Here is a 12,594-nt window from a genome sequence, read left to right on the forward strand (position 1 = left end):
TAACCAAAAGGTTTATGTGCTGTCCGGTCATATTCCTTCTTCGACAGCCCCACTCCTATTCCCTACATGTCTTTGCCATAGGTAAACAGCAGGTTTATCTGCGGATCGATATGTATGGTATGGTTGGCGTGTATATTGATCACCGTTACCCTGTCTTTGATTTGCACTTTATATATCCGTGGGTCATTGTCGATAGCATATTCCAACGGAAAAGTAAACAAATGTTCCTGTTGCTGCCTGATAATAAACTTTCCCTCACCGCCAGGTCTGATAGTCAGTTCCGGCATCCCCGGTGTATACAGCCATTGCTGGAAGAAGCCCTCCAGGTCCTGCCCGCTCTCCTTTTCCATTACCTTCCTGAAGTCAGTTGTATTGGCATTATGCCCTCCATAGGTCGCAAAGTAGGTCCTGATGCCCTTCCAGAAAGTACTATCTCCCAATTGCCGTCTTAGCATATGCAGTACCCACCCTCCTTTCTGATAGCTATTCGCATTCAACAACTGTGTATATCCACCTTTTGCGGTAGTATCCACGACGGGAGTATATCTTTTCTTCTCAAAGGCGATCACTTTCTTCCGGTCATCTTTTAACTCGGCCTTCAGGGTATCCGCCCCGTACTTATGTTCCAAATACAGCTGCGTCATATAGGTAGCGAAACCTTCGCTGAGCCATACATGCTCCCAGTCCGTTTCTGTGATGGCATCTCCAAACCATTGATGAGCTATTTCATGGGCCAGCAGCTCCTCGATATACTTAGAGCCCACCGATTCTTCCGAGTAGAAGATAGCACCGGCATTTTCCATACCGCCATAGATGGTTTTGGACTGGATATTGGCCAGTTTTTTATACGGGTATGGCCCTATCTGTTGCATAAAAAAACGAAGAATCTCTCCTGCCTTTCCATAGTCTTTAAAACCCTGTTTCTTATTTTCGGGGAATACATAGCTATACACAGGTATGCCCTGCACATCTGCCGAACGGTCTACCGCGAAAGCGGCTATACCTATAGCGAATATTTTCGCAGGCAGTGGCGCCTTTTCTGTATAATGCGTCTTCCTGAGGTGGTTGCTCATCAACACATCCTGTGTTTTCAATCCGTTGGCTATCACGGTATATTTATCAGGCGCAATCACATCGAAATCCACGGCGGCCTTATCCGATGGATGATCTATACATGGTAGCCAGTGGTGCGCACGGTCGGGCCAGTTATCTGTAAAGAAGGTACGCTGGCCGAATTTGTTCCTCGAGATGATCAGGCCATCCCTGGGTATACCGGCATATTCAATCCTGTAGGTATGCGTTTCATCCTTCCCGCCGCCGACCGATAAATAGACTGCTGCGCTATCCTGCCGGAAGGGGATGTTCTTTAATCCGTTTGTTCCCCCTGACTTCCCACCGTTGGCTGTCGCGCGGCCTGCGGCTGTTCTTTCTGTCACCTTCAGTACTGTCATGCCGGTATCGGCTATTTCCGGGCCTACCAGATCGAGGCGCAGCTCCGGTACGCTGTTCAGGAAACGTACGGTTATTTCCGCAATACCAGTTATTTTATCGGTGTTATCGCGCACCGTCAGGGAAATGCCGTAGTGTTGCACATCTACAGACTGACGCTGGCCTAAAGAGTTGAAATAGATTCCCAGTAGCAATAACGGGAGTACAATCAGTTTTTTTGACATACGGTATAATATCAGTTTTCCAGGATTATTATTCTCCCCAGGCTGTGATGACCAGCCTTCTGCTGCCGCCGTGGTTACGGTGCTCGCATAAATAGATGCCCTGCCAGGTGCCCAGCTCCAGGTTGCCGTTCCGGATCGGGATCATCACAGAACTACCCAGCATAGCCGCTTTCAGATGTGCAGGCATATCGTCAGGGCCTTCATCGTCGTGCTGGTAGTCAGGATCATTTTCCGGCACCGCCTTGCTGAAATACATCTCAAAATCCTTCCTGACGGTGGGGTCTGCATTCTCATTGATGGTGAGAGATGCCGAAGTATGCTGGATGAAGACCTGGCACATGCCCGTCCTGATCTCCCTTAACTGCGACATGGCCTGTACCACTTCTCCCGTGATCAGGTGAAAACCTCTTCTCCGTTCATGGAGCTGCAATAATTCCTGGAATATCTTCATTTCATTCGGTTTAAACACGCTTACACCTGTTGTAACAGCACTTTTCAAACCCACCGGTAAACGGCATATTTTTTTCAGATTTAGGCAGGACAAACTTAACTTAGTAAAAGAGAAAAATGAAATCGTTATGAAAACATTACTGATTCCCGTTGATTTCTCCACTACTTCGGATAATGCAGTCGATTTTGCGATAGAATGGAGCAAAGCTTACGATTACGAACGCATTATCCTGCTCAAGACCTTTTACGACACTGTCTTTGATCATATTGTGGTTTCTGCAGAATACGCCCCCGTTAGCCCCCATTACATGGCCCGGGAACGGCAGGAAGCCGCTCTGCAAATGGAAAATCTTTCCCAACATATTATCTCAAAGACGAACAAAAGTGTGCAGGTCGTTTCCATGGTCAGTGAAGCCCCCCTGTTAAGGGCTATACTGGAAGTGATGAGAGAAGAATCGCCCGAAATGATCGTACTGGGCAGCGATAACTTTAAGTATTCCAGCGGCAGCTTTATTGCCGGCAACCTGATTTCCATCGCCAAGGCCAGTCCTGTCAGGGTAATGATCGTACCAGCCACCTATACTTACCAGCCGGTAAAAAACATCCTGGTACCCTGCGACTACAAAACGCTGGATTCCCTGGATAAACTGGAAAATCTCCGGATCCCTCCCCAGTGGGATGACAGTAAACTGCTGGTCCTGAACGTGGACGGAAAAGAAAAGTATCTCAGCCCGGACGATCAGCTAATAGCCGCAGAAGAGCGTATACATCAACGCCTACGGGACTATAAACATGAAATATGTTACAGCAGCGACAAGAATACCATTAACGGCATCCTGAGTTTTACAGAAAAACATAAGATCCAGCTCATCATCTCTTTACCCGGCAAACACAGTTTTCTGTACTACCTGACCCATAAAAGCATATCTGACGCCATCTGCCGCAATGCAAGGGAACCAGTTATGATACTCAAATAAATATCGCTTTTCTGAGCACTTTCCCTCAAAAAACACCCATTAAGCCAATAAACAATATGTATAATAAATTAATTTATTATTTTGGGTGGAATAGTTAGTTATCATGCCAATAAGGAAAATTTCATCTGCTTTCAGGGCGCCCTCCCTTGGAGTACTGTTAATGGGGAAGGAAGATGAGTTCTCCTTTGAGCACCGGGTATTTAATCTGACCGGCGCCATCACCCTGATGATACTGTCTGCTTTCCTTGTCATTGATGTACTTATTGCCGCCAATAAATCTACCCTGCTTTTACTGGGACTAATGGTCATACAGATTGTCTATTACATTCTGTCCCGCAAAATGCGCAAATACCGGTCTATTATTGTCAGCTATGTCATTGTGGTATATACAGGCCTCAGTGCCAACTATTTCTTCAATGCGGGCATTGACGGCCCTACCTTGTTGCTGTTCTTCACTACCCTCCAGCTGGCATTGAATATCTCCCACCGGGAAAAATATCTTCTATGGCTGATATTAAGCCTGATTATTCCGGGTTCCCTGCTGGCTACTGAATTATATTTCCCCAGACTGATAACCGGTTATTATAAAACCCCGACAGAAAAGATCATCGACCGTTTCGGTTGTTATGTCCTGTCCACCATTTATATCTTCTTCGCCACTTCCAGTTTCAAAAGACATATCACGGGGCAACAGGAACGTGAGCAAAAAGGAGCTGCCGACATCGTCGAATATGGCATCCGGCTGCAGGCCTTTTTCGAAAGCCTGACAGACAACTTCGTCCTGCTGGACAGGAACATGCGGGTGCTTTACTTCAACAAAGCAGCTGTAGACCTTACCTCTACCTTTTATGGCAGAAAGATCGAAGAAAACCTGAATATCGACCAGTTTGTACACGAGTCCAATAAAGCGTCTTTTTACTACTGTTTTAACACCGCATTAGGCGGTACCGCCATTGCCAGGGAATTCCAACGGGTATACTCAACAAAAGAAACCTGGTGGCTAAGCACCTTCAACCCTGCCAGGAATGAGAACGGAGAGATCATCGGCGTAACACTGATCATGAAAGATATCACTGACGCCTATCTCTATAAACTCAAAATAGAACGTAAGAACGAACTGCTGGAAAAGATCGCCTTTATACAGGCGCATGAACTAAGAGGTCCACTTACCTCCGTACAGAGCCTTCTGGAGCTCATAAAGGAAGAATATTGCGATATGGACCTGATATATACCCAGAAGCTGGAAGAGGGCTTAAACAGGCTGGATGACAAAATAAAAGAGATCATTACGCTATCTTCCGGTCATAAGGAGGAATTATAAGGCATTATAAGCAAAAGGCCGCCCATGCATAAAGCAAGGACAGCCTTTTTAGTGAAAACCCGAACGTTATCTTAGAAGTTAGGATTCTTTACCGGTGCACTCCCTTCACCCGGAGGATTCAGATCTGCTTCATCTGCAGGTACATCCCAGTAATCCATAAAATTATAATTGATTGTGACATTGGTATTTACCACACTGGCAGACGTCAGGAATGTATTACCATAACTACCGCCGCCATTGCTGATATCATACGTCCATCCCCATCTCCTGTTGTCATAGAAAGACAGGCCTCTGAACACAAGCGCAGCTCTCCTTTCCATTACCAGCTCTTTCAGCGCACTCACTTTTGTAAGCCCGGTGCCGGCTACAGCGGCAACGCCCGCTCCCATATACGCCCTTACAGCATCTATGTAAGCAAGTCCGGCATCGGTATTACCCAAACGGATATTCGCTTCTGCCAGCATCAGGGCATTTTCTTCATAACTGGGACCAATAAACAGTTCATAATTTCCCGTTGATTTACTGCCATATACATATACACCGCTGGTGCCTGCACCACCGTCTATCATACTGTACCTTGTACCAAAGGAAAGATCATCCAGGTATTTGGTAGTTGTATTGAAGTTATTGGCCAGCCGCTTGTCGCCGGCTTTCAGGTTCTGCACAAAGCGTTCGCTCAGCCTGAACGTAATAGCAGTATTCACACCAGTGGTCAGTGCTGCTACGTTACCGCCATCCGCAGTAAAGAAACCGTTGGCCGCAGCGCTTCTGCCGGTAAATACATAATCACTGGCCTTGACACCGTTTGTAGCCAATGTCAGTACTTCATTCCAATCCGCCGTTGTCATTACGTCGGTAGAAGCCTTTGTGATCACAGCATCCGGATTGCCATTCACAAATGGCGCCAGCTTGTTTACAAGTATGTTCCTCGCCAGCAAGGTATTGATATTCCTGAGCCACATATCTGTGGTCAGCACACCTCCCTTACCCACCTGGCAGAAAGCAGGGATCAGTTGTCCCAATACGGAAGAGTAATCTCCGGAGCTGGAAATACCGCCCGATAACAAATCAGCCGTCATATGCAGATACTTGTTGGATGCAGCGATCACAGAATCTTTCAGCACGTAGTTGTTACTGCTTGTGCCATCCTGGTCAATGATCAGACCGGAATAATACATTGAACCGATAGAAGCATATGCATAACCTTTCCACCAATAGCACCAGGCTTTGATAGTATTGCTCTTTGTTTTTGCATCACCTGAAAAAGTAATATTGTCGACGATACTTAACACCTTATTGCAGGCGCCATTCAATGCATACATATTCAGCCACTGATAGTACAGCGGATTATATCCGGAACCTGTCTGTGCGCGGGTATTATTTGCTCTCAGCTGGCTGACATTGGAAATATTGGTGTTAACCCGGGAATTGTTATCCAATATAAAATATTCCGGTATGCTGATAGTACTTATCAGCTGATTGGAAGCCTGTGCGCCTACCACATCGGCCAGCAATTCACTATAGCCGTAAGGCAATGAAAAATAGCTATCGCCCAGCCATGCATCCCCTTTCTGAAAACCGTTTATATATACGGCGCCGATGGACAGTGCAATGATGCCCGACTCATTATTCACATTCTCATCTGTTGTAGGCAGGTTTGGATTACCCACATTGAGCTCTTTCTTACAGGCGAAGGTGCTACATAAAAAGAGGAACCCTAAAAGCCCTGAAACATATTTATTCCTGATCATAATTTTCTCTTTTTTGATAAACATTAGAATCCGACATTTAAACCTACTGCATAAGATTTGAGGTTCGGTATAGTACTGTTGTCTATGCCTCTATCGAAAGAAGAGTTCACAGCACCGGAACTAACCTCCGGATCAAAGCCGGTATAATGGGTAACAGTCAGTATGTTCCTGCCTGTCATCACTAACTGCAGTTTATTGAAGTATTTTATCTTCATCACCTTCGCGAAGTCAAAGCCTACAGAGATATTCCGCAATCTCAGGAAAGAAGCATCTTCATAGAAATAGTCCTTGGTAGCGTTGTTACCCGGACCATACAGACTACCCCATGAACCACTGTAAGCACTGCCGTAATAAGCTGTATACGCAGCGGTAGTACCGTTGATGGTAACAGGTTTGGAAAAGTCGCCGTGGATACCGTCCCTATACATCCATTCTTTTGTCTGATTGTACAGGTGACTGCCATATATCCAGTCAAACTGGAAAGAGAATGTCAGGAAATCCTTGTAACCAAATGAACTGATAAAGGAGGCATTGAATTTCGGGTTAGGATCGCCCAGTGGATAAGCTTCGGAAGAGAACTGAATGCCCCTAGTAGTGGTGTCCACGAGATGCCCGTTCACTACCTGATACTTTCCGGCATCCTGTTCTGAGATATATTTCGTTCCATTCTTGTTAACAGCATCTACACTGGTCAATGCCTTATAACCAAAGATCTGTCCGATCTTCTGTCCTGCCGTCAACACCAGTGCAGTACTACCTGCCGCAGAAGTGAGGATGATGTCTGCGCCACCATTGATCTTATCTATCATAGATGTCTGGTGACTGAAGTTGGTAGTAAAGTCCCAGTTAAAGTTCTTACTATGATATAGCGGCAGGTTCAGCTGGAACTGATAACCTTTGGAAGACATATTGATCGCATTGTTCAGGATACCTGTGGCACCTGATGAAGGCGGTGCGCTCACAGTATAGATCACATTTTCACTCTTACGTTTCCAGTAGGTAAAGGAGGCGTTCACGGTATTCAGCCACTTGCCTTTGGCGGCATTGAACGTGAGGTCTGTACCTGCTTCAAACTCTTTGGATACTTCTACCTGGAGGTTAGGATTCTGTCCTGTAACCGGTACGGAATATACTACGTCAGAACCAACGGTGTTCTGGTCCAGCGTAGGATACCTGTCAAAAGGACCAGGCTGTATACCTGCTTCACCATATGCAGCTCTCAATTTAAAGTAAGGTATTCTGTTCTCCAGCTTATCAGCCCAGAAGTTAAAGGAAGAAGGGAGTATATAGCCAAATACATTAGGGAAAGTAAAAGGAGACGCACCGCTTCCGAAAGCAGAAGACCAGTCACTTCTGAAGCCACCACCTACACCGCCGTAATCACCGAAATCGATCTTCTGGTTGATGAGGTATCCATAAGTAATAAAGGATTCCTCGTAGTTACCGGTTGTCTTGGTAGTGGTGGAATAAGGCGCCACAAACAATTGTTTGGCAGTAGAGATATTCACCGGGGGAGAAAGCGGTAGCCCCAGGCCATACACGTCTTCTTCCTTGTACTTATTCTTTCTGTAGTCGTAGGAGATTTGTGTAGTGGTCTGGATAGGCAGATGAATGTTAAAGTCTTTCTCGAAATCTGTCCTGATATAAGCACTTCCCAGGAAGTTCTGGAAGGTGGTATTATAGTTCCAGTTATCTATCTCTCCGGTAGCATCATTGGCAAACTGGTAAGCCCATGAATCATAGAGCATGGTATTGGCATTCTGTGTCTGGTTTCGGTAGGTCCAGGTGGCCTTTTCTGTTCTGTAGTTAATACCGTATTTCGCGTCCAGTTCCAGGAAATGATTCACCTGAAAGTTGGCATTAAAACTCTGTACGATATCTACCTTGTTATCCAGCCCACTCGCATACTGCTTTACGAAGTATGGGTTGAAGGCATTGATACTTAAGAAATCGGCCGTCTGGTAAGCAGGTGAATTACCATCTGCCATTTTATACGTCAGGTCAAAGAAAGGCGAAGTATTCAGGAAGCTGTAGATATTATCATTTTTACCTGCTGTATTCCCCTTACCATACAGGTAGCCACCGGCGCCTCCTAAACCAGGCACGGTAGTATTCTTTGTATAGATCACCTGCGTGATGGAACGCAGTTTGAAACCTTTGAACAACTCTGTTCCCAGGTTGGCAGTCAGGTTGGAACGGTCTACATAACCATTCTTCATTACAGGGCTCACAGTATGATTATTGGCAACGCCGAGAGAGAAGTCTGATTTATCGGAACCGCCGGAAATGCTGATATTATTATTCCAGGATGTTCCTGTCTGGAACACCTGTTTAAAGTGGTCGTAATATTTCAGGTTGGCATTGTATGGTTTGTTGGCAATATTCCTCGGATCGAGTATGCCGTATCGGGTAGCGCCGCCGTAAGCGTAGGATATACCTTCAATACTGCCCACATCAGTGTATTTCAGGATATTCCCGGATGCATCAACGATATTATTGTTACCATCGGTTAAATAAGGATGAAGACGTGCTTTTTCAACACCCCCGCTGTTGATATAACTGTTCGAGGCATAATTGGTAGAATAGGTAACGGCAATAGGGCCACGTTTCCCTTTTTTAGTGAAGATCTGCATTACACCATTGGCGCCCTGCGCTCCGTACATGGAAGCGGAAGCCGCACCCTGTACTACTTCTATCCTTTCCACATTACTCAGGTCAAGCGAGTTGAGGTCCGTAGCGGAAACCTGCACACCATCCAGCATGATCAGGGGTTTGGTACCATTCTGTACGGTATTGACACCTCTTAACAGGATGTTGACAGGATCGCCCGGGTTACCGCTCACAGAGGAGATCTGCGCACCGGGTATCTTACCGATGAGCGCCTGGTCAATACTGGTAGAAGGGCCGCTCACCAGCTTCTCGGCTGTAACAGATTCTACTGAGATCCCCAGTTTACGTTTACTCGTAGCAGTACCCACACCGGTAATAACTACTTCTGATAGTATCTTTTTGTCCACCCCAAGTGTAACGTTAAGCACGGAACCATCCACGGTCACTTGCTTCGTTTCATAGCCAATAGCCGTAAATATTAATGTGCGGCCTTTTTCAACACTGATCGCGAATGCGCCATTGGCATCCGTTACAGTCCCCCCGCCACCTTTTATTTTGATACTTGTACCGGGAAGGGGCGCACCTGAATCGTCAGATACAGTCCCGGTAATTTTAGTGGTGGTTTGAGCCTGAAGAGTGCTGACATAGGCATGGCATAGCAATACCAGCAGGCATAATAGCATTTTCTTTCTCATAATTGTGATTTAAATATTACTGTTTTAACCGAGTAACATGCTTGCACAGGGAAGCCGGGCAATAGGTACAATACTGTCCACTACCACGCTATAAAGCGCGGCATCAAATAACAAAGCCTGTATGTACTGTGGTTGTTCAGTACATAGCATTCCCCCTGGATAATTCGCTTATCTTTTCAATTCCAGTGACAAAAAATAATTAAGTTAAGTGGCAATTATTATTAAACTGCACGGCCACTTTTAAAGCAACTGTTCACCACAAAAAGTCAATAATAAATCAGGCATAGTACCTGGGTTTTCCAAGCTAATGTGTCATCACCACATTGATCTTAATATCTGGTCTTTAGTAATTTAGATTCTGGTTGACATTCTTATCATGCTAAATATATAAACCTTTTGCTAGATTTCACAATTTTTGAAGCAGAAAAAGAGAAAAAAAGTAATATTGAATTTATTGTAATATGATTATATATAGAGGTGTTATTCTACTAACACTGTTATCTCCGGGCAGTGATTTCCATCTGTACTCCCCCCAAACAGATTCGCCAAAGCATTGCGGAAGCGCCGTTATATCTCCACCACATAAAATGGCATTTCATACCCTGCCTTTAACAATACCGGTTTGGCCACATTAAACACCTTCACGCCGCCCGCCAACGTTCCCTCAAGTGTGCCCATATGTGCATGCCCATGGAAAACAGCTGCTACCTGCCGGCGAATCAATGGTTCTGCCAGCCTGGATGAGCCCAGGAAAGGATAGATAGGCTCCGGCTCGCCCTTCACCGTATCTAACATAGGGGCATAATGCATGATAGCTACTTTTTTCAGATGCTCATGCTGCTGATCTATCCTGGCCAGCGCCCTGTCGAGGTGCAGGGCTTCGTTCACCGCTTCCTGTACGAATGCTTTCATGGCATCTTCTCCGAACATGGACAGCATATAGTTATCAAATCCACCGCCAAAGCCCTTTACACCGGCAAAGCCCACCCCTCCTATTACCACAGCTTCTCCATCCAGAATGTGAACGTTCTCACTTTGCACCGTCTGTCTGATCAGCTTCTGTCTGCCTTTTTCATGATCATGGTTACCAAGTACCGCCACTACCGGAATAGTGCAGGACTTCAACTCATCGCATAAGATCTTTGCTTCGCTTTCATCGCCGGTATTTGTCAGATCTCCGCAGATAAGCAATACATCTGCCTTGCGGGATACTTCCTTGAAGTACTCCGCCCACTTATTCTTATCTGTGTCAGTTATATGGATATCGGCAACAGCAGCGATGCGTATCTTTTTGTCTTCAGTGTTTTCAGCATCCATTATCAAACCGTTTTTATGGTCATTCCTTTATAATGCCAGTCGGTAATATCGACTGCATATTGTGTCTGATCTATCAATGGCCCCCTACATACTTTTTCCTGTGAGGGAGGTAGTTCATATTGTTCATGCGCCCGTTGCATCAGTTCGTCAAACAGCCAGCGGGGAATGATCTCCGTATAGTCGGCCGGGTATACAAACTGGAATATCAGTAATTGTGCCAGCAACAGATGCCAGTATGGATCACAACGGTGTAACAGTCGTTTCCAATCGAGCTGTTTGCCATACTTTAACATGACATGATTAATATCTGCACCATCAAACCGCTCTCTATTCTGTATGAAGATCTTACTCCAGATCAGTTCTTCCGGCGCTATCAGCCTTACGGGCAGTCCCATAAAGTCCACATTCACTGCGTGCAGATACCAGCTTTCATCGACAAGACAGATATTGTTGGTGCTGCTGAAAATAATGTCTATATAATATTCCCCTTTATAGACCTTAGCCAGCCAGCGTGTATCTGTCAACACAATTTCATATCCATGCACCGCAAACAGCTTCATAAGGCCCGGATATTGCGTAGGAGTACAGAATATATCCAGGTCTTTGGTGTCCCGGAAAAGATCCGCATAATGAAATAAGGCAAATCCTCCTCCCAGCAGAAAATCTTCCCCACTCTCCACAAGGATGGACAACGCTTCACGGTAAAAGGAATGCGCTTCCCGCTTTTGTTCATCATTCATTATCATACCCTTTATATTGCCTAAAAACTGTGCCGTTGCAGCTTCGTACCAGCCTTATCAGGCAGGAACCCTACTACTTGCCGGACTTATCAGGCAGGCCGGAATACAATTTCTGTGAATAATTGCCGAACGCTGTGAAGATTTTACCCCATTCATTATATTTGAGACAAATCCTTAATTTCAATCCATGAAATATCTTCCGTTTATCGCTATCGCGATCTCATTGCTATCCTGCAGCCAGCAAAAAGAGTCTTCAACAACCGCTTCCGCTTCGCCACTAACAGGTACATGGAAACTGATCAGCGCAAAGTCTATTCAAAACAAAGACACTACGATCACTGCACCTGTTGCGGGACAGGAAACCATCAAAATATTCAATGACAGCTACTTTGCCTTCTTCACACATGACCTGAACCATGGCGCCGATTCAACGGCTGTATATGGCTCCGGCAGCGGTACCTATACCCTGGTGAAAGACGTGTACAGCGAGCACCTGGAGTACTGCAGTTACAGGGGTTGGGAAGATAAAGACTTCTCCTTCGTCCTGCAGATCAGACAGGACACGATCATTCAGAGTGGTATCGAAAAGATTGATAGCCTGAATATCAATCACGAGATCGTAGAAACTTATGTAAAGATCCGCTAGGACATAAAATAAAAACAGGCTGTCCGCTTTAGAACGAGGCAGCCTGCTTTTTATCACAACAGGTAATCGTTTGAGTAATTCCTTTCCTGTAGCAGCGACTTATAATCCCATCCGTTTCAATGCTTTTACCGCATAATCAGCTGCACGTGCCCGTCAATGCCATATGGGTCAGGGAAGGGTTCTGACAGGCGGAAGAGGTCATACACGCCCCATCAGTCACAAATACATTCTTTGCACTATGCACCTGGTTCCATTTATTGAGAATGGAAGTAGCAGGATCATTCCCCATACGCGCAGTTCCCATCTCATGTATGGCCATTCCAGGATAGAAATCAAGCTTGAAAGGCGTTACGTTCTTTAAGCCTGCGACTTCCAGCATAACTCCCTGGTCAAAAAAATCGAAAAGATTTTTTT

The 12,594-nt window shown here is 45.5% G+C and carries 9 protein-coding genes and 1 pseudogene; 3 read left to right on the top strand and 7 right to left on the bottom strand.

What is annotated here, in order from left to right; genetic code table 11:
* Positions 1 to 62 precede the first annotated feature (62 nt).
* Positions 63 to 1,673: a M1 family metallopeptidase gene (locus tag F3I09_RS23890; protein ID WP_149697570.1), complete on the bottom strand. Its 1,611-nt coding sequence runs from the start codon at positions 1,671 to 1,673 to the stop codon at positions 63 to 65.
* Between the two features lie 28 nt (positions 1,674 to 1,701).
* Complete coding sequence (locus F3I09_RS23895; protein ID WP_149697571.1) at positions 1,702 to 2,124, bottom strand: secondary thiamine-phosphate synthase enzyme YjbQ; 423 nt, start codon at positions 2,122 to 2,124, stop codon at positions 1,702 to 1,704.
* A gap of 127 nt (positions 2,125 to 2,251) precedes the next feature.
* Between F3I09_RS23895 and F3I09_RS23900 the strand changes: the two genes are divergently transcribed.
* Positions 2,252 to 3,100, top strand: coding sequence for a universal stress protein (locus F3I09_RS23900; RefSeq protein ID WP_149697572.1), 849 nt, complete (start codon positions 2,252 to 2,254; stop codon positions 3,098 to 3,100).
* Positions 3,101 to 3,203: 103 nt separating this feature from the next.
* Positions 3,204 to 4,421 (top strand): PAS domain-containing protein, encoded by a 1,218-nt coding sequence (locus F3I09_RS23905; RefSeq protein WP_149697573.1) that lies wholly within the window; start codon positions 3,204 to 3,206, stop codon positions 4,419 to 4,421.
* Between the two features lie 71 nt (positions 4,422 to 4,492).
* Here the strand turns inward: F3I09_RS23905 and F3I09_RS23910 are convergent, their stop codons facing one another.
* The 4 genes from F3I09_RS23910 to F3I09_RS23925 all read right to left on the bottom strand — a co-directional run bounded on the left by F3I09_RS23910 (position 4,493) and on the right by F3I09_RS23925 (position 11,534).
* The gene (locus F3I09_RS23910) at positions 4,493 to 6,172 is read right to left on the bottom strand and encodes a RagB/SusD family nutrient uptake outer membrane protein (protein WP_223233357.1); all 1,680 of its coding nucleotides are present in this window, start codon (positions 6,170 to 6,172) and stop codon (positions 4,493 to 4,495) included.
* Positions 6,173 to 6,195: 23 nt separating this feature from the next.
* The gene (locus F3I09_RS23915; protein ID WP_149697575.1) at positions 6,196 to 9,477 is read right to left on the bottom strand and encodes a SusC/RagA family TonB-linked outer membrane protein; all 3,282 of its coding nucleotides are present in this window, start codon (positions 9,475 to 9,477) and stop codon (positions 6,196 to 6,198) included.
* Between the two features lie 567 nt (positions 9,478 to 10,044).
* The gene (locus tag F3I09_RS23920; RefSeq protein ID WP_149697576.1) at positions 10,045 to 10,794 is read right to left on the bottom strand and encodes a metallophosphoesterase; all 750 of its coding nucleotides are present in this window, start codon (positions 10,792 to 10,794) and stop codon (positions 10,045 to 10,047) included.
* A 2-nt stretch (positions 10,795 to 10,796) separates the two neighbouring features.
* On the bottom strand, positions 10,797 to 11,534 hold the full coding sequence (locus F3I09_RS23925) for a hypothetical protein (protein WP_223233358.1): 738 nt from the start codon (positions 11,532 to 11,534) through the stop codon (positions 10,797 to 10,799).
* Between the two features lie 187 nt (positions 11,535 to 11,721).
* Between F3I09_RS23925 and F3I09_RS23930 the strand changes: the two genes are divergently transcribed.
* Entirely contained in the window at positions 11,722 to 12,180 is a 459-nt protein-coding gene (locus F3I09_RS23930) for a hypothetical protein (protein ID WP_149697578.1), read from the top strand.
* 99 nt (positions 12,181 to 12,279) lie between these two features.
* Here F3I09_RS23930 and F3I09_RS23935 read toward each other — a convergent pair.
* Positions 12,280 to 12,559, bottom strand: a pseudogene (locus F3I09_RS23935) (GMC oxidoreductase); the annotation flags it as partial.
* Positions 12,560 to 12,594 lie beyond the last annotated feature (35 nt).

The sequence above is a fragment of the Chitinophaga sp. CF418 genome (genome assembly GCF_900142925.1).
Taxonomy (GTDB): domain Bacteria; phylum Bacteroidota; class Bacteroidia; order Chitinophagales; family Chitinophagaceae; genus Chitinophaga.

Coding starts and splice junctions, on each gene's coding strand:
- F3I09_RS23930 (WP_149697578.1), top strand. CDS start 11,722: ATGAAATATCTTCCGTTTATCGCTATCGCGATCTCATTGCTATCCTGC.
- F3I09_RS23915 (WP_149697575.1), bottom strand. CDS start 9,477: ATGAGAAAGAAAATGCTATTATGCCTGCTGGTATTGCTATGCCATGCC.
- F3I09_RS23900 (WP_149697572.1), top strand. CDS start 2,252: ATGAAAACATTACTGATTCCCGTTGATTTCTCCACTACTTCGGATAAT.
- F3I09_RS23910 (WP_223233357.1), bottom strand. CDS start 6,172: ATGATCAGGAATAAATATGTTTCAGGGCTTTTAGGGTTCCTCTTTTTA.
- F3I09_RS23925 (WP_223233358.1), bottom strand. CDS start 11,534: ATGAATGATGAACAAAAGCGGGAAGCGCATTCCTTTTACCGTGAAGCG.
- F3I09_RS23905 (WP_149697573.1), top strand. CDS start 3,204: ATGCCAATAAGGAAAATTTCATCTGCTTTCAGGGCGCCCTCCCTTGGA.
- F3I09_RS23890 (WP_149697570.1), bottom strand. CDS start 1,673: ATGTCAAAAAAACTGATTGTACTCCCGTTATTGCTACTGGGAATCTAT.
- F3I09_RS23895 (WP_149697571.1), bottom strand. CDS start 2,124: ATGAAGATATTCCAGGAATTATTGCAGCTCCATGAACGGAGAAGAGGT.
- F3I09_RS23920 (WP_149697576.1), bottom strand. CDS start 10,794: ATGGATGCTGAAAACACTGAAGACAAAAAGATACGCATCGCTGCTGTT.